Here is an 18,118-nt window from a genome sequence, read left to right as displayed (position 1 = left end):
TCCCAAGGGAAGAGCAAGGGCGGCGGATTGGTGTCCGCCGCCCCTTATTTACTCCGCGGCTTCTGCCTCGGCTTTCATGTCGAGGAACCCGCCGGACTGGCGCTCCCAGAGCTGGGCATAGTGCCCACCGCCGGCGAGCAGCTCGGCATGGGTGCCCTCTTCGACGATCTGCCCCTTTTCGAGCACCACCAGCCGGTCCATCGCGGCGATGGTCGAGAGGCGGTGGGCGATGGCGATAACGGTCTTTCCCTGCATCAGCGACACCAGCTGTTCCTGGATCGCCGCCTCGACCTCGCTGTCGAGCGCCGAGGTCGCCTCGTCGAGCACCAGGATCGGGGCGTTCTTCAGCAGCACCCGGGCAATGGCGACGCGCTGGCGCTGCCCACCCGAGAGCTTGACGCCCCGTTCGCCGACATGGGCGTCGTAGCCCCGTCGTTCCTTGGGGTCCATCAGCCCGGCAATCACGTCGGCCACCTTGGCGTGCTCGGCAGCGCGGATCATCTCCTCGTCGGTCGCGGTCTGGCGGCCGTACTTGATGTTCTCGCGCACCGAACGGTGCAGCAGCGAGGTGTCCTGGCTGACCAGGCCAATCGCGGCGCGCACGCTTTCCTGCGTGACGTCGCGAACGTCCTGCCCATCGATGCGGATCGAACCGGACTCCACGTCGAACAGACGCAGCATCAGGTTGACCAGCGTCGACTTGCCGGCGCCGGAACGACCGACCAGACCCACCTTCTCGCCCGGCTTGATGGTGAGGTTGAACCCCTCCATCACAGTGCCTTCCTTGCCGCGCCAGTAGTTGAAGGTGACGTTGTCGAAGGCGATGCCGCCTTCCTTCACCACCAGGTGCTTGGCCTCAGGCTTGTCGAGCATGGTGATCGGCTGGGCGATGGTGATCATCGAATCCCGCGTGGTGCCGATCTGACGGAAGATGTTGGAGCCGACATCGAGGATCCAGCCACTCATGTTCATGATCTGCAACGCGAACGGAATGGCCGTCGCCACTGCGGCGGCGTTCAGCGTTCCGGCGTTCCAGCTGCTGAGCGCGATCCAGGCGATCGAGATCACGAGGCCGGCGTTGAGCAGGAACAGCGTCGACCACATGTAGGTGAACACCCGCATGAGTTTGCGGAACTCCACCGCGTGCTCGTTCACCGAGTCCGCCACATAGGCATCCTCGTGACCGTCGGTCGAGAACGTCTTCAGCGTGTGGATGTTGGTGTAGCTGTCGACGACGCGGCCGGTCATCACGGACTTGGCCTCCGAGAGATCCTCGGAATGCTTGGCGATCAGCGGCATGACGATGGTGAACAGGATGCCGTAGAGCACCAGCCAGACGGCAATCGGCACCAGTAGCACCCAATCGAGCCGGGCCAGCACGACCACCGCCACGATGACGAAGATGCCGGCGTACCAGACGGCATCGATGGTCATGTTGACCGAGGTTTCGATCGATTCCCCGGCCTGCATGATCTTGTTGGCGATGCGCCCGGCGAAGTCGTTCTGGAAATAGCTCCAGGTCTGCCGGATGACGTGCCAATGGCTCTGCCAGCGGACAATGTCGACGAGGTTGGGCACGATCGCGTGGTTACGCACCAGCGTATCGAGCAGGAAGGTGATCGGCCGGATCACGGCGATCACCAGGATCATCCAGAGGAAGGTCTGCCAGTGCAGCTCGAACATCTGCCCCGGCGGGGTCGTGGCGAGCAGGCCGACGACGACGCCGACGAAGACCGGCATCATCGCATCGGCAATCGAGCCGATGGCCACCAGCACCATGCGGAGCAGGAACGCGCCGCGGAACTGGTTGACGAAATACATGGTGAACTTGGTAACCCCCATCGGGGGCTGGGTGTCCTTGGCCAGCGCTACCGGAGAGTAGCGGGCATCGAACCAGGCAATGACTCGGTTGAGCATTTTGAACTCATTTTCCGAGCCCGGTAACTGACTATCCGAGTCAGGTCAGGGCTCTAACGGATTGTTTTCGCTTCACTTTGGACCGGCTGGCGTTGGGGCCCGCGCTGAGGTCGATGAATCCGGGTTGATTGCGAGTTTCCATTTGTCCCCTCCTTGGGGTGGTTGAAATTATGTGTTGCGAGGCGGCCTACTCGGCCGCCTCCTCCTGTACGTCCATCTCGAGGAACCCGCCGGACTGGCGGGCCCAGAGCTTGGCGTAGACTCCGCCCAGCGTGATCAGCTCGGCATGGGTGCCCTGCTCGACGATCTTGCCCTGCTCCAGCACCACGAGGCGGTCCATCATGGCGATGGTCGAGAGCCGGTGCGCGATGGCGATCACCGTCTTGTTCTGCATCAGGAGCTGCAACTGGCCCTGGATCGCCGCCTCGACCTCGCTGTCGAGGGCCGAGGTGGCTTCGTCGAGCACCAGGATCGGCGCGTTCTTGAGCAGCACCCGGGCGATGGCGATGCGCTGCCGCTGGCCGCCCGAGAGCTTCACGCCACGCTCGCCGACATGGGCGTCGTAGCCCTTGCGGCCCTTGAAATCGACCAGCCCGTCGATGAACACGTCGGCTTCGGCGAGGCGGGCGGCGGCAAGCATCTCCGCCTCGGTCGCGTCGGGACGGCCATAGAGGATGTTCTCGCGCACCGAGCGATGCAGGAGCGAGGTATCCTGCGTCACCACGCCAATCTGCTCGCGCAGCGTATCCTGCTGCACGGTGGCGATGTCGATGCCGTCGATGGTGATCCTGCCGCTCTCGCGGTCGTAGAAGCGCAGCAGCAGGTTGACGATGGTCGATTTGCCGGCGCCGGAGCGGCCGACGAGACCGATCTTCTCACCCGGCTTGATGGCGAGCTCGAGATGGTCGATGACGCCGGACGCCTTGCCGTAGTGGAACCCGACATCGTCGAAGCGCACGTCGCCCTTCACCGGGCCGATCGGCTTGGCGCCGGGCTGATCGGCGACGACGCGCGGCAGCGAGATCGAGTTGATGCCGTCGCGGACGATGCCGATATTTTCGAACAGCTGCGACATCTCCCACATCACCCACTGGCTCATGCCCTGGAAGCGCAGTACCAGCGCCGTGGCGACGGCAATCGCCCCAGGGGTCATCGAACCGTTGAGCCACTGGTTGATGCCGACCGCCATGACCGCGAACAGCAGCAGGTTGTTCATCAGCGGGATGACGATCTGTAAGAGGGCGAACATCCGCATCTGCTTGTGCACGGTGCCCATGAACTGATCCATGGCCTCGTGCGCGTAGGCTTCCTCGCGGTGCGAATGCGAGAACAGCTTTACTGTCGCGATATTGGTGTAGCTGTCGACGATGCGCCCAGTCATCAGCGAGCGCGCGTCGGCCTGCGCCTCGGCGACCTTGCCAAGCTTGGGCACATAGTAGCAGAGCAGCGAAACGTAGATGGCGAGCCACACCAGGAACGGCACGGCCAGCCACAGGTCGCTCATCGCCGCCAGCACCACGGCGCCGGCGAAGTAGACGACCACGAACACCGTCACGTCGAGCAGCTTCATCACCACTTCGCGCACGGCCAGCGAGGTCTGCATCAGCTTGGCGCCGATGCGGCCGGCGAACTCGTCCTGGAAATAGCTCATCGACTGGCGCAGCAGGTAGCGATGCGCCATCCAGCGGATGCGCTGCGGCAGGTTACCGATCAGCGTCTGGTGGATGATCAGCGTGTCGAAGATCTGCAATGACGGCAGGATGGCGAGCAGGACCACCGCCATCAGGATGAGCTTCCAGCCTTCAGTCTGTAAGAACGTGGCGCGGTCCGCCGTGCCGAGCCAATCGATGATCGAGCCCATGAAGCTGAACAGCAGAATCTCGCCCAGTGCGATGCACGCGCCCAGCACCGCCATCGCGATCAGCCAGCGCTTGGCGCCCTTGCAGTAGTGCAGGCAGAACGCCACCAGCCCCTTGGGCGGCTGCTGCGGCTCACCGAGCGGATAGGGGTTGAGCCGATCCTCGAACCACTTGAACACTCTGTCGAACACGGCCGTCTCCCTCGTCCCATCGTCAGGATGGCGGCACGGCTACGACCTCAACATAGGTTGAGGTCAAGCGGCTCTTGCCATCCGAGGGCTTTGCCCTCTTCTGTATTTTGGATTACGCACACGCCACGCCAATAGCGTGACGGAGGTGCGTGCTGGCGGGCCAGCCAGGCGCCAATCCCATTACCGCCGGAATCGGCAAGGATCGTGTCCAAATTGGCTGGTTGTCAGCCGCACAGAATACACTAACCATGGGATTCGGCTGTTGCTCCTGCGCCACAGTTGGTTAACGAGTTGATGTTGCGGAGAATTTAATGCGCGGCGAGAACGAAGAGACGGTCTTCCTCAAGGATTATGCCGAGACCCCCTACGCCATCGAGAAGGTCGAACTGGACGTCCGGATCGCCCCCGACACCTCGGTGATCCGTGCCCTCCTGACGCTGGTGCCGCGCGCCAACACCGCGCCCGGCACGCCGCTGGTGCTGGATGGCGAAGAGCTGACCCTGCGCACTGTCGCCATCGACGGGCTGCCGCAGGCGCTCACCGCCTACGAGGCGACTGCCACCAGCCTCACCATACACCAGCCGCCGAACAAGCGTTTCGTGCTCGAGACCGAAGTGGCGGTCGAGCCGGAAAAGAACATCCGGCTGATGGGGTTTTACCGCTCCAGCGGCACCTGGTGTACGCAGTGCGAGCCCGAGGGCTTCCGCCGCATCACCTATTATCTCGACCGCCCCGACGTGCTGGCGCCGTTCAAAGTGCGGATGACCGCCGACCGGGTGCTGGCGCCGATCCTGCTCTCCAACGGTAACCTGGTCGAGAAGGGCGCCCTGCCCGACGGCAAGCATTTCGCGGTGTGGGAAGATCCGTTTCCGAAGCCGGCCTACCTCTTCGCCATGGTGGCGGGCGATCTCGGCTCGATCCATGACGAGTTCACCACCGCCTCGGGGCGCAAGGTGGCGCTCGGCATCTACTGCGCGCACGGCAAGGAGAGCGAGTGCCTCTACGCCATGGATTCGCTGAAGCGCTCCATGGCCTGGGACGAGCGCCGCTTCGGCCGTGAATACGATCTCGACGTGTTCAACATCGTCGCCGTCTCCGATTTCAATTTCGGCGCGATGGAGAACAAGGGGCTCAACATCTTCAACGACAAGCTGGTGTTCGCCAAACCCGAGAGCGCCACTGACGCCGACTACATCAATATCGAGAGCGTCATCGCGCACGAGTATTTCCACAATTGGACAGGCGACAGAATCACTTGCCGCGACTGGTTCCAGCTCTGCCTCAAGGAGGGCCTGACGGTTTACCGCGATCAGGAGTTCTCGATGGACGAGCGCTCGCGCCCGGTGAACCGCATCGACGACGTGCGGCAGTTGCGCCAGACGCAGTTTCCCGAGGATGGCGGCCCGCTCGCCCATCCGGCGCGGCCCGACCGCTACAAGGAAATCAACAACTTCTATACGGCGACCGTCTACGAGAAGGGCGCCGAGATCGTCCGCATGCTGGCAACGCTGCTCGGCGAAGCCGGCTTCCGCAAGGGGATGGACCTCTATTTCGAGCGCCATGACGGCGAGGCCACCACCATCGAGGCCTTCATCAAGGTGTTCGAGGACACTTCTGGCCAGAACCTGCAGCACTTCCAGCAGTGGTACCTGCAGGCCGGCACGCCCGAGGTCAGCGTCACCGACCGGTTCGATGCGGCGACGCAGACCTATACGCTCGATATCGTGCAGGAGAACAAGCCGACCCCTGGCCAGGACGAAAAGCAACCGATGGTGCTGCCGATCAAGTTCGGCCTTATCGGTCCGAACGGCAGCCCGATGAGCTGGGCCTCGGTGTCCGGCGGCGAGGTGCGCGACGACCTGATCGTCATGGATACCAACAGGCTCAGCCTCAGCTTTACCGGCATCCCCAACCGCCCGGTGCCGTCGCTGTTCCGCGGCTTTTCGGCGCCGGTGCAGCTGAGCAGCAGCGCCAGCGAAGCCGACCAGCTGTTCCTAGCCCGTCACGATGCCGATCCGTTCAACCGCTGGCAGGCGCTACAGGACGTGTCGATGCGGCTGATGCTCGAGGCAATCGGCGGCAGGCCATGGAGCGACGCACAGGTCGTCGCCATCGCCGACGCGTTGGAGGAGACGCTGGCTTCCAAGGAGCTCGACCCGGCTTACAAGGCGCTGGCGCTGAACCTGCCGAACGAACAGACCATCGCCCGGGCGGTCGGCAGCGATGTCGACCCCGACCGCGTGCACGAAGTGCGTACCGGGCTGGTGACAGCCCTGGTTGCCCGCCTCACCCCGACGCTGGAGAAGGTCTATCTGACCAATGACAGCCGTCTCGCCTATTCGCCCGATTTCCAGCAGACCGGCCGGCGTTCGATGAAGAACACCGCTCTTGCCCTCCTGGTGCTCGGCAAGGCCGAGGGCGCGGACAAGCTGGCGCGCGAGCAATATCAGCGGGCGCTCAACATGACCGACCGGCTGTCGGCGCTTTCGACGGTGGTGCAGTCTTGGACCGCCGATGCCGATACGCTGCTGTCGGATTTCTACCGGCAGTACACCGCCGACCCGCTGGTGCTCGACAAGTGGCTGTCGCTCAATGCGCTCGCCGCCGACGACGCGGCGCTCGAGCGCATCAAGGCCATCCTTGCTTCGCCGGATTTCCCACGGAACAACCCGAACCGGCTGCGGGCGTTGATGGCGACCTTCGGCATGAACAATCCGACGCAGTTCGCGCGCCAGGACGGCGCGGGCTTCCGCTTCCTCGCCGAGTTCGTCGGGGATGTCGACAAACGCAACCCGCAGGTCGCGGCGCGCGTGCTTACGGCCTTCCGCGTATGGCGCAGCTTCGAATCCGTACGTCGCGGCGAGGCGGAGAAAGCGCTGAAATCGCTGCAGGAATCGGGTGGGCTCAGCCGCAACACTGCCGATATCCTCGAGCGGACGCTGGCTGGTTAACAGAACCTTAGCGCTAGAAGAATTTTTCTTTCCCGCTAAGTGATTCAGCCGACTCATGATTTTGGCTTCGCCGTCTTCCCGTTCAGAAACCCCTCTGGACAGTGACGGCGAAGCCGATTCAAAGTCCCCGCCAAGGGGCAAATCACTGGGTCGCTCCAATCACATAGACGGAGAACTTGATGCGGCCGACGGAGCAATCCGGCGACGAGGCGAAGCGATTCCGCGCGCCTGATGGACTGATGCGCGGCAACTGGCTGCGCCGCACCATCATCGGCGCGCTGGAGTGGCTGCTCGTCCGCGCAACCGGCCGCGACACCGCCAGCGGCTATGCCGCGCTGATCGACACGCTGCCGTTCGGGGTCGCCTGCTGGGGCGCCGATGCGCGGCTCCTCGCCAGCAACGACCGCTTCGCCGAGCGCCTGGGCGTGGCGCCCGACGCACTGGCGGCCGGCGCGGCCTACCACGAAGTGGTGAAGAGCCTGGCGCAGGGCGGTTACATGCAATCGGTGCGCGAGGATTTCGAGAACCGCCTGCTCGAGCTGCATCGCGAGGACGGCTCGACCCTCCTCATCGAGGAGCGCCCGCTCGCCGGCTCCGGCTTCGTCACGCTGCTGATGGATGTCACCGAGAGCCGCCGCACCAATCAGCTGCTGACCACGGTGCGCGAGGAGCAGCGCCTGCTTGCCCGGCGCTACCATGAGGAAAAGCTCCGCGCCGAGGCCGCCAGCCGCTCCAAGACCAGCTTCCTCGCCCATCTCAGCCACGACATCCGCACCCCGCTCAACCACATTATCGGCTTTGCCGACATGATGCGGCAGCAGCCCTATGGGTCGCTCGGCGACCCGCGCTACCTCGGTTACGTCGAAGCGGTAAAAACCTCGGGCGAGCGGCTGCTCGGCTTCTTCGGCTCGATCCTCGAGCTGGCCGAACTCGAAGGCGGCCGGCGTGAGCTGAAGAGCGACCGCTTCACTGCCGACGAATTGCTGGTTGGGGTGTTCCGCCGCTTTGCCGGCCAGGCACAGCACGCCGGAGTGATCTTCGGCCTCGGCGGCCCCTGCACAGCCCCACTCACCGCCGATCGCTTCGCGCTCGAACGGATGGTCTCGAACCTGGTCGAGAATGCGGTGCGCTTCACCCCGCGCGGCGGCAAGGTCACCCTCGCAGCCTATGCCGGCAGCGACGGCGTGGTGCTCGAAATCACCGATACCGGCATCGGCATGACCGCCGAACGCCTCGCCACGCTGTCACAGCCGTTCGTGTTCGGCGACGCCGCCCTCACCCGTGACCGCGAAGGCGCCGGGCTGGGCATCGCCATCGCCCGCGCCATTGCCGAGCTGTCGGGCGGCCACCTCGCCATCGACAGCCGGCAGGGCCTCGGCACCACGGTGGCGGTGAGCCTGCCGGTGTTGGCCGAGGAAGCGGCGAAGGCGGCTTAGGGACTTCGGTAGCCACCGGGCTCGTCCCCCCCATGTCGAGCTTGGTGAAGCCGCAAGGCGACATTACCGCTATCCCGTCCTCCTCCCCTGCAGCTCCGCCAGATACTCCCGCAGCAGCACCACGCGTCGCGGCCGAAAGCTGGTCCCGGCCAGCCGCAGCTGGCTGATCCCATCCGCCCGAAACATCCGGAACGCTTCGCGCAGGCAGCACCAGGCGAGAACGGTGAGCGTGCCTTCGGTGTAGACGACGGCCAGCGGCAGGATGGTGCGCTCGGAGGTTGCGCCGGCCTTGTCGGTGTAGCGGATGGCGAGCGCTTCTTCGCGCCAGCAGGCCTGGCGCACGAGGTCCATATCGAGCCCGGCGGCAAAGCGGGCGTCCGGTCGGTAAACCTGCGAGACGGCGTGGAACAGATGCTGCTCGCGATCGTCCGGCAGCGTCGCCGCAACCTTGGCCAGCACCGAGGCTGCGGCCTTCGCCAGCGCGGGATCGCCCATCCGCTTCACTTCGGCCAGCCCCAGCGCCAGCGCCTCGATCTCATCACGGTCGAAGGTCTGCGGCGGCAGCGCATAGTCCTCGATCAGCCGGTAGCCATAGCCGCGCTCGCCCTCGATGCGCGCCCCCGCAGCGCGCAGGCTGTCGATGTCGCGATACAGCGAGCGCAGCGACACCTCGGTCTCCTCGGCGAGGCGAGCGGCGGTGATCGGGGCGGGCAGCACGCGCATCGCCTGCAGCAGGCGGAAAAGCCGGTCGGGTCGGGCCATCATCCAACTGACAGAAAGTGGCAGTTGGCCCCGGCTATAGCAGGTCGCATCAGGCCAGCAAACAGGAGCCATGCCATGACCATCAAGACCACCACCCACCTCAACTTCCGCGGCGATGCCCGCGCCGCCCTCGCCTTCTACCAGTCGGTGTTCGGCGGCCAGCAAGCAGTCGTCACCTACAGGGACGCCGGCGCGGTGCAGAGCCCCGACGAGGCCGACCAGGTGATGTGGGGCCAGGTGGAGGCCGAGAGCGGCTTCCGCATCATGGCCTACGACGTGCCATCGCGCCTCGGCTGGAACCCGGGCGAAATCCCGGTCTTCGTCTCGGTGCGCGGCAGCAACGCCGAGGAAGTCGCCCCCTACTGGCAGAAGCTCGCGGCTGGCGCGACGGTCCTGCAGCCGCTCGCCCCGGCCAACTGGTCGCCGCTCTACGGCATGCTCAGGGACCGCTTCGGCATCACCTGGGTGCTGGATGTGGAAGTCGCGTACGCCCCCGCCTGAGCCACCTCGACGCCACCAGGGGTTCCATGGCCTAGTGGGCCGATAGAGCACCGGGGGCAGAGATGAGCGAACACACGGACCTGCCGTTCTATGATGGACGGCCGGTCGAGATTTCCGGCCGCGGCTGGCTGCTGATTCTGCTGGCCGTGGCTCTCGGCTTCGCGGCCCTGGTCGCCCTGCCGCTCCGCGATGCTCCCCTCAACTTCGTCCCCACGGTCCTCTTCGTCGCCATCCCGCTCGGCGCTCTCGCAATGGTCGCCGGCTCCAATTGGAGGGCGCTGTTTGGCCGCTATGGCATCAAGCAGTTCGGCCAGTCGCTCGGTTTTGGAGTGCTCACCATCGTCGTCTCCGGGACGGCGGGCTTCCTGCTCGGCCTGCTGACCCCGATGGTGGCGAATCCGGCGGTGACGTCGCTCGCCGGGATTGGGCCGGCCGAGCTCGTGCTGTTCCTCGCCCGCACCTTCATCCAGCTGATCGGCGAGGAGGTGACCACCATCCTGCCGCTGCTGGCGGTGCTGTGGCTCTGCGTCAGCCGGTTCGGCCTGTCGAAGCGCGTCGGCCTCGCCATCGCCGTCGTCGTTTCGACCCTGTGGTTCTCCGCCCTGCACCTGCCGACCTATGGCTGGAACATCGTGCAGTGCCTCGGCATCATCGGCACGGCGCGTATCGTGCTGACGCTCTCATACCTCGTCACGCGCAACCTCTGGGTGTCGGCGGGCGCGCATATCATCAACGACTGGGCGCTGTTCCTCGGCGCCTATGCCATTGGTCACGCGCCGATCGGGGCGTGAAGACTAGAGCCCGCGCGCCTTGGCGTACCACGCCCCGGCTGCGGCGCTGACCTCGGCTTCCATCTCGCTGATATCGGCGGCGAGCCGCTCGAAATTCGGGGTGTTGGTGCGCTGCGCCAGCAGTTCGCGGAAGGCTTCGGTCCAGCCTTCGTCCTTGAACGGGTCGGCCAGCGCCGCACTCATCACCTGCAGCACGGTGGAGTAAAGCTCGAGGATCTCGGCCAGCCGCAGCCCTTCGGGCACCAAGCCGGTTTCGGCCAGGCGGCGCAGCACCACGCCGGTGGTAGCCTGCGGTGCCGCTACCGTGTCGCCGGCCACCAGCTGTGCCGATTGCGCGATGAACTCGAGATCGACCAGCCCGCCCGCCGCGAGCTTCAGGTCGAAGGCGTGGCGCGGCGGCCGCTCCTTGCTCATCAGGGCGCGCATGGTCAGCACGTCGTCGATGGTCTTTGCCCTGTCGCGTGGTCGGGCCAAGATTTCGGCCACGGTCGCATCGACCTTGGCGCCCAGTTCGCCATCGGCATAGACGACGCGGGCCCGGCTCAGCGCCAGGTGCTCCCAGGTCCAGGCGCTCTCGTGGTGGTACTGGATGAAGCCCAAAAGGCTGGTGGCCAAGGGGCCTGCATTGCCCGACGGCCGCAGCCGCATGTCGGCCTCGTAGAGCACCCCCTCGGAGGTCGGGGCGCTCAGCGCCGCCAATAGTCGCTGCGTCAGCCGCGCATAGTATTGGCTAGCCGCCAGTGGCTTCTCGCCATCGGACTCGTCGGCGCTGGCGGTGTCGTAGAGCATGATGAAGTCGAGGTCGGAGCGCGCCGTCATTTCGCGGCTCGCCATCTTGCCGAAGGCGAGCAGCGCTACCCGCGCGCCGGGCACCACGCCATGCCGCTTCTCGAACTCGCGCCGCACGGCGTCGAACAGCCGGGTCAGCAACGCTTCGGCCAAAGTGGTGAACTGCTCCCCGGCCCGCGCCGCGTCCATCGAGCCGGCGAGCAAGCCCGCGGCGATCAGGAACATCTGCTCCTGGCCGATGATGCGGGCCCGGTCGATCACATCCTGGTAGTCGCGCGCATCGGCGAAGAACGCCTCGATCTTGCCGAGCAGCGTCTCGCGTCGCCGCACGTCGTCGGCGAAAGCCGGGTCGATCAGCCCGTCCATCACATGCGCGCGGTGGATCACCGCGTCGGCCATGCGCGGCGCCGAGGCCATCAGCGCGACGAGCAGGCTCCTGAGGTTCTCGTGGTTGCGGAGGAGCGCGAAGAGCTGCACGCCGGAGGGCAGACGGGAGAGGAAGTCGTCGAAGCGCGCCAGCGCCTCGTCGGGATTGCCGGCACCCGAAATGGTCGCGAGCAGAGCTGGCAAGAGCTCGGTGAGATGGGCTCGCGCTGCCGCAGCGCGGGTCGCAGCGTAGCTGCCATAGTGCCACTTCTTCACCGTCTCGATGGCCTTGGAGGGGGCCTTGAAGCCCATGCCGCTCAGCGTCTCGATGGTCTCGGGGTCATCGTCCGAGCCGGTGAACACCAGGTTGCCGCCGCCCGCCGCGAGGCTTTCGCCCTCGGCGAAGAGGTCGGAATAGTACCCCACAACCTGATTCAACGCCGCCCGATAAGCCGTTTCGAACGCTGGCAGATTGGTTTCGCCCATCAGTGTGCCGATCACCGCGATATCCGCCTCGGCCTCGGGCATCACATGGGTCTGCTCGTCGCGCAGCATCTGCAGCCGGTTCTCGACGCCGCGCAGGAACCAGTAGATCCGTGTCAGATCCTCGGCCGCCCGCCTCGAAATCCAGTTGGCCGCCGCCAGCGCCTTCAGCGCCAGTGCCGTAGGGCGGACGCGTAGCGCCTGGTCGCGCCCGCCGGCGATCAGTTGCTGGGTCTGGGTGAAGAACTCGATCTCGCGGATGCCGCCCAGGCCGAGCTTGACGTTGTGCCCGGCGACGCGCGCATCGCCGACATTCTTGGTGATATTGATCTGGCGCTTCATCGCCTGGATGTCGGCGATGGTCGCGAAGTCGAGGTGCTTCCGCCACACATAGGGGGCGAGGTCCTTGAGGAACCGTTCCCCCACCTCCCTGTCGCCGGCGCAGGGCCGCGCCTTGATCCAGGCCGCCCGCTCCCAGTTCTGCCCGCGGCTCTCGTAGTAGGCGAGCGCCGCCTCGGTCGGCAGCGCCACCGGGGTGGCGCCGGGGTCGGGGCGGAGCCGCAGATCGGTGCGGAACACGTAGCCGTGCTCGGTGCGGTCCTGCATCAGGCTCGCCAGCCGCTGCACGATGCGCGTGAAGAACTTTGTCTCCTCACCGCGCTCCTTCACTGCCCCCTTGTCGGGATCGAAGAACGCCACGATGTCGATGTCGCTCGAATAGTTGAGCTCGCGCCCGCCATGCTTGCCGAGCGCGAACAGCGCCAGCCCCGAATTGGCCGCCGTCGCCCCGGTCAGCCCACGCGCCGCGGCAAGCCGCAGCAGCACCTCGAGCCCGGCGTCGAGCGCCGCATCGGCGAGATCGGAGAGTGCCGCTGTGGATTGTGCCGTGGTCCAGCGCCCCTCGACTTCCGACACCGCCGCCAGCAGCGCGACACGCCCCTTGGCAATGCGCAATTCGCGCCCGATCTCGTCCTCAGTCGACGCTGCCTGCCCGGCCTTCGCCACCTGATCGAGCACCGCCGCCAGCGCCGTATCGGGCGACAGCTTTCGCGCCGCGGCGAACCAGTCGGCGTGACGATCGGCGAGACTTTGGAGGTAAGGGGCTGAAGCGAGAAGGGTTTCGAGCGCGACTTTCATGCCCCCTCGATACCCTGCCCCACCCCGGATGTCATTGCGGCGCAGGCGCTAAGCCTAAAAGTCACTGGATTTCGGCATCGGTCCCGCTATGTTCCCGCGCCAGCCAAATCCGAAGAGCCCCGCATGCGCACCCGTATTGCCGCCCTTACTGTCACCCTTCTGGCCGCCCTCGTCCTCACGACCATCCCTGCCTCCGCTGCCGGTCTCGATGGCATGGGCGAGGCGATCTTCGGCAACAGCTTCAACTTCAGCAAAGCCAATATCGAGAAGGCGCCGGTCAAGGCGATCGGCGTCGGCAAGCTGACCGTGCAGTTGCAGCGCACCAAGCTCAAGGACGTGCAGAAGGCCTTTGGCGGCACGATCCGGCGCGAGGGCGACGGCACCGGCCGCGCCGACTGGCTGTGCTACGGCGCCGAGGGCGCCAATGTGTGGTTCATCTCGAACGCACTGGGCGGATACGAGTTCGTGATGATGGTGGCCGCGGAAGCTGCCAGCAAGCCGTCGAAGAGCTGTGACGCCGCGCCAGCCGGGCTCACCGCGCCGAACTTCGGCATCCCGGGCCTCGGCGCCTCCACCGCCGAGCTCAAGGCCACCTTCGGCGCCGCCTCGGGCAGCAAGATCGCCTACCGCTCCGACCGCCCGGGCGGCTATTCGGACATCGCGCAGTATATCGGCTACCTGATCAAGGGCGGCAAAGTCGCCGGCATCGGTATCGGCGAGACGTCGGTACAGACCGCGCACTAGACCGGACGTGCAGTCTTCTGTGATCCTCCCCCGTTTACGGGGGAGGGCCGCCGACTGATACCTTTGGGCCAGGCCCACTAAGCCCCGAGCAGTGCCTGAAAATGCCAGTCGGGGAACATCTTGGCCATCTTGCTGACGGTGCGGAAGGTGGTGCGCACGACCATGATCGAGCGGTCCGGCCGGAGGCTCACCACGTGAGGTGCGGGCACCCTTTGCACGGCGCCCTGATCGAACATGTAGAACCGGTGGACTTCCGCGGCCGGTATGTGGACAACGAAGGTGGTCATGCTTGCCTCATGCCACGGCTTGTATCTCCACAGGTTTACAAGACGATTGCAAATTGCATGGAGTTTGGCGCGCTCAGCCCGGCAGCTCGACCACCGCCCGTACGCCCGGAGCATTGTCCTCGAGCCGCAGCTCGCCCTTGTGCAGCTGCGCCACCGCCGCCACCAGCGACAGGCCCAACCCCGACCCGGGCTCCGTGCGGCTTTTTTCCAGCCGGACGAAGCGCTCGACCACGCGGCCGCGGTCTTCGGCGGGAATGCCCGGGCCGTTATCGGCCACCTCGATGCGGACTTTGCTGCCGTCGCGCTTGAGGCTCACCGCTATCCGGCCCGCCTTGCCCGCTTCTGGCTCATAGTATTTCAGCGCGTTCTCGATCAGGTTCACCAGCGCCTGCCCGAGCAGTTCGCGGTTGCCGTTGATCCTGATGCCCTCGGCGATGTCGGTCTCGATGGTCAGCCCTTCATCTTCGGCCAATGGGCCGTAGAGTTCGGCGACGTCGGTCACCACCGCGCTCAGGTCGATCTCGCTCAGTGCGCCCGATGGCGTACCGGCCTCGGCGCGGGCGATCATCAGCAGCGCATTGAAGGTCTTGATGAGCTTGTCGCTCTCCTCGATCGTCGTCTCGAGCGCCTGTTTGCGCGTCTCTTCGCCCTGCCCATCGCGCAGCGCCGATTCTGCCTGGTTGCGCAGCCGGGTGAGCGGGGTTTTGAGATCGTGGGCGACATTGTCGGTCACCTCCTTCATCCCCTGCATCAGCTTTTCGATACGGTCGAGCATGAGGTTGAGGTTGGTGGCGAGCGCGTCGAACTCGTCGTTGCGCCTAGTGACCGGCACGCGCTCGCTGAGGTTGCCTGACATGATCTTGTTGGAGGTCGACGAGATGGTGTCGATGCGGCGCAGCACGCGCACCGCAGTCAGCACACCAGCCACCAGCGAGAACAGCAGGATGCCGCCGGCGCCGACCGCAAACCATTGCAGCACGATGGCGGTGAAGCCGCGCCGCTCGACCACGTCGCGCCCGACCACGAGGATCAGCCCGCTCGGCAGCTTGTCGGAGCGCACCATGGCGTAGCCCTGGCGCTGCGGCGTCGGGTCGTCGGCTTCGCCGTCCGGATCGTCGAACAGCCGGGGCTTGGAATAGTTGAAACTGTAGGTGCCGGGCTCGGCCAGCACTTCAGGCGGCAGGTCGGTGACGTTGCCGACGATCAGTTGCCCAGCGGGATCGGCGAGGTAGTAGATGCCCGGCCCCGGCTGGCTCGCCAGACGCTGCACAGCAATGATAGTGGCGCGGAAGCCGCCGTCGCTGTCGAGCCGCTTGAACTGCACCGCCTCGCGGTCGATGGCATCGGTCTGCTGCCGCTGCAACTGTACCGAGGTCTGCCAGGTAATCAGCCCGAGCAGCACCACCGCGAAGATCACGAAGATTGCGATGAAGAGCGCGGTGAGGCGCACGGTGGTGGTGCGCCAGAGCTGGGCGAGCCTGAACATCGTCAGTCGCGGATCATGTAGCCCGCGCCGCGGATGGTGTGCAGCAGCGGGTTGGCGTGACCCTTGTCGATCTTGGCGCGAAGCCGCGACATGTGCACGTCGATGACGTTGGTCTGGGGGTCGAAGTGATAGTCCCAGACGTTCTCGAGCAGCATGGTGCGGGTCACCACCTTGCCGGCATTCTTCATTAGGTATTCGAGCAGCCGGAACTCACGCGGCTGCAACAGGATCTGCTCGCCGTCGCGCTCCACCTTGCGGCTGAGCCGATCGAGCGCCAGCCCACCGACCTCGAAACTGGTCGCGGCCTCGGCCGGCGACGAGCGGCGGGCCAGCACTTCGATGCGGGCGAGCAGTTCGGTGAAGGCATAGGGCTTGACCAGGTAGTCGTCGCCGCCGGCCCGGAGGCCGGTCACCCGGTCGTCGACCTCGCCGAGCGCCGAGAGGATCAGCACCGGGGTCTTGTCATCCTCGGCACGCAGGCTCTCGATGATGGAGAGGCCATCACGGCGCGGCAGCATGCGATCGACCACCAGCACGTCGTAATCCATCGACGACGCCATGGCGTAGCCGGTCTCGCCGTCGCTGGCGTGGTGGGTGATGTGACCCGCTTCGTCGAGCGCCTGGATCAGGTAGCTCGCTGCCTCGCGGTCGTCTTCGATCAGCAGAATCTTCATGTGACAGGCCCCACGCTATTCTGCGTCATTCCGGCAAAGACCGGAACCCTTGCGGATCCCGGTCTTGGCGAGGACGACGTAAGGGAAACGGGCTCCGGAGCAGATGCCCCGGAGCCCGGCAGTGATTAAGACTTGGCTTCGGTGATCGGCAAGCCGATGAAGCGAGTGTTGCCGTCGCGCTGCGCCTTGACCAGGGCAGTGCTGCGGCCGGCGTCCTTGACGCCCTGCACGGCCTTCTCGAAGTCGGCGACCGACGACACGGCCTGGTTGTTGACCTCGAGAATGGTGTCGCCCACGGCGAAGCCCTTCTCGGCAGCCGCCGAATTCGGATCGACGTCCTGGATCAAGAGGCCTTCACCGCCCGAGTTCGGCACGAGGGTCAGGCCGACGCTGGTCGGGGCCGGAGCGGCCGGTTCCTCGGCAGGAGCCTGCTGCTGCTCTTCGGACGGCTTGGCCGCCTCTTCGAGCTTGCCCAGGGTCACCGAGATCTTCTGCTCCTTGCCGTCGCGCCACACCGACAGTTCCACAGCGGTGCCGGGGTTCTTGCCGGCAATGGTGCGGCTCAGGTCGAGCGCGTTGGTGACGGCCTGGCCATCCACCGCGGTGATCACGTCGCCGGACTTGACGCCGGCCTTGTCGGCCGGGCTGTCCTTGGTGGGTTCGGTGACCAGTGCGCCAGCCGCATCCTTCAGACCGACGCTGTCGGCGATGTCGCGGTTGACGTCCTGGATGCCGACGCCGAGGAAGCCGCGGGTCACGGTGCCGCTCTGGATCAGCTGGCCGGTCACCTGCTTGACGACGCTGGCCGGGATGGCAAAGGCGATGCCGACATTACCGCCGTTGGGGGAGAAGATGGCGGTGTTCACGCCGACCACTTCACCCTGGAGGTTGAAGTCCGGACCACCGGAGTTGCCGGTGTTCACCGCCGCGTCGATCTGCAGGAAATCACCATAAGCCGAGCCGGCGATGTCGCGGCCACGGGCCGAGACGATACCGGCGGTCACGGTGCCGCCAAGGCCGAACGGGTTGCCCACGGCCACCACCCACTCGCCGACGCGCACTTCGTTATCGGCCAGCTTGACGAACGGCAGGTCGGTGACGCCATCGACCTTGACCACCGCGAGATCGGTCTTCTCATCGGTGCCGATCACCTTGGCGGTCATTTCCTTGCCGTCGTCGAACACCACGGTCACCTTGTCGGCGTTGTCGACGACGTGGTTGTTGGTGACGATGTAGCCGTCAGCCGAAATGGCGAAGCCCGAACCGGCCGCCATGAACTTGCGCGGCGCCTGCGGACGCGCCTGGTTGTCGCCCGGGCCGCCACGGCCCTGGCCAAACTGGTCACCAAACTGCTCGAAGAAATCGCGGAACGGATGGTCGTTCGGCAAATCCGGGAAATCGAACTTGAACTGCGGGCCGCCGCGCTGCAGGTCGCGGGCATCTTCCTTCTCGCCGCCCTCGACGATGATCGAGACCACCGCCGGCTTCACCGCCTCGACGAGGTCGGCAAAGTTCGGGGCGTTGGTCACGGCCGGCGCGGTGATCTGCGCGGCGGGGACCAGTGTGGCAGTCTGTGCGGTAGAGGGGGCGGTTGCCGCAACGAAGGCGGTACCACCACCGATGCCGGCGAGGATCGCCAGAGCCGAAGCCCCGAGCCAGCGGCGAGCGTTGAACTTAGTCGAGGGCATGATGATCTCCTTCAGTCAGGCACTCTTGATGGCCGAGAGATATGGAGCCCATCGCC

The 18,118-nt window shown here is 65.7% G+C and carries 13 protein-coding genes; 5 read left to right on the top strand and 8 right to left on the bottom strand.

Translation table 11 applies throughout. The annotated features are described in order from the left end of the window. Window positions 1-48: 48 nt before the first annotated feature. Both ASC89_RS10095 and ASC89_RS10090 read right to left on the bottom strand, forming a co-directional pair. Window positions 49-1,917, bottom strand: a complete 1,869-nt coding sequence (locus tag ASC89_RS10095; RefSeq protein ID WP_082528130.1) for an ABC transporter ATP-binding protein — start codon at window positions 1,915-1,917, stop codon at window positions 49-51. Window positions 1,918-2,104: 187 nt separating this feature from the next. Further along, on the bottom strand, window positions 2,105-3,955 hold the full coding sequence (locus ASC89_RS10090; protein ID WP_055879959.1) for an ABC transporter ATP-binding protein: 1,851 nt from the start codon (window positions 3,953-3,955) through the stop codon (window positions 2,105-2,107). A gap of 323 nt (window positions 3,956-4,278) precedes the next feature. Here ASC89_RS10090 and pepN point away from each other — a divergent pair, with 323 nt between their 5' ends. After that, entirely contained in the window at window positions 4,279-6,918 is a 2,640-nt protein-coding gene (gene pepN / locus ASC89_RS10085) for an aminopeptidase N (RefSeq protein WP_055997280.1), read from the top strand. A gap of 179 nt (window positions 6,919-7,097) precedes the next feature. Next, window positions 7,098-8,354, top strand: a complete 1,257-nt coding sequence (locus ASC89_RS10080; RefSeq protein ID WP_055879708.1) for a HAMP domain-containing sensor histidine kinase — start codon at window positions 7,098-7,100, stop codon at window positions 8,352-8,354. Window positions 8,355-8,423: 69 nt separating this feature from the next. Here the strand turns inward: ASC89_RS10080 and ASC89_RS10075 are convergent, their stop codons facing one another. Further along, complete coding sequence (locus ASC89_RS10075; protein ID WP_055997277.1) at window positions 8,424-9,116, bottom strand: YafY family protein; 693 nt, start codon at window positions 9,114-9,116, stop codon at window positions 8,424-8,426. A 75-nt stretch (window positions 9,117-9,191) separates the two neighbouring features. Here ASC89_RS10075 and ASC89_RS10070 point away from each other — a divergent pair, with 75 nt between their 5' ends. Continuing rightward, entirely contained in the window at window positions 9,192-9,617 is a 426-nt protein-coding gene (locus ASC89_RS10070; RefSeq protein WP_055997274.1) for a VOC family protein, read from the top strand. Between the two features lie 62 nt (window positions 9,618-9,679). Continuing rightward, window positions 9,680-10,408: a CPBP family intramembrane glutamic endopeptidase gene (locus ASC89_RS10065; protein ID WP_055997271.1), complete on the top strand. Its 729-nt coding sequence runs from the start codon at window positions 9,680-9,682 to the stop codon at window positions 10,406-10,408. 3 nt (window positions 10,409-10,411) lie between these two features. Here ASC89_RS10065 and ASC89_RS10060 read toward each other — a convergent pair whose 3' ends face one another. Beyond that, window positions 10,412-13,183 (bottom strand): bifunctional [glutamine synthetase] adenylyltransferase/[glutamine synthetase]-adenylyl-L-tyrosine phosphorylase, encoded by a 2,772-nt coding sequence (locus ASC89_RS10060; protein ID WP_055997268.1) that lies wholly within the window; start codon window positions 13,181-13,183, stop codon window positions 10,412-10,414. A 123-nt stretch (window positions 13,184-13,306) separates the two neighbouring features. Between ASC89_RS10060 and ASC89_RS10055 the strand changes: the two genes are divergently transcribed. Beyond that, window positions 13,307-13,927 (top strand): hypothetical protein, encoded by a 621-nt coding sequence (locus tag ASC89_RS10055; RefSeq protein ID WP_055997265.1) that lies wholly within the window; start codon window positions 13,307-13,309, stop codon window positions 13,925-13,927. Window positions 13,928-14,004: 77 nt separating this feature from the next. Here the strand turns inward: ASC89_RS10055 and ASC89_RS10050 are convergent, their stop codons facing one another. From ASC89_RS10050 to ASC89_RS10035, 4 genes are all read right to left on the bottom strand, one after another. Then, the gene (locus ASC89_RS10050; RefSeq protein WP_055879725.1) at window positions 14,005-14,214 is read right to left on the bottom strand and encodes a hypothetical protein; all 210 of its coding nucleotides are present in this window, start codon (window positions 14,212-14,214) and stop codon (window positions 14,005-14,007) included. Between the two features lie 73 nt (window positions 14,215-14,287). Further along, window positions 14,288-15,700 (bottom strand): HAMP domain-containing sensor histidine kinase, encoded by a 1,413-nt coding sequence (locus ASC89_RS10045; protein WP_055879728.1) that lies wholly within the window; start codon window positions 15,698-15,700, stop codon window positions 14,288-14,290. A gap of 2 nt (window positions 15,701-15,702) precedes the next feature. Next, a complete protein-coding gene (locus ASC89_RS10040) occupies window positions 15,703-16,374 on the bottom strand; it encodes a response regulator transcription factor (protein WP_055997263.1) in 672 nt (223 codons plus the stop codon). Between the two features lie 125 nt (window positions 16,375-16,499). Next, entirely contained in the window at window positions 16,500-18,062 is a 1,563-nt protein-coding gene (locus tag ASC89_RS10035; protein WP_055879732.1) for a Do family serine endopeptidase, read from the bottom strand. Window positions 18,063-18,118: the final 56 nt, after the last annotated feature.

The organism is Devosia sp. Root413D1 (assembly GCF_001425235.1).
In the GTDB taxonomy this organism is placed as follows: domain Bacteria; phylum Pseudomonadota; class Alphaproteobacteria; order Rhizobiales; family Devosiaceae; genus Devosia_A.
The sequence above is the reverse complement of the archived record's forward strand: the minus strand, read 5'-3'. Positions and strand labels throughout refer to the sequence as shown.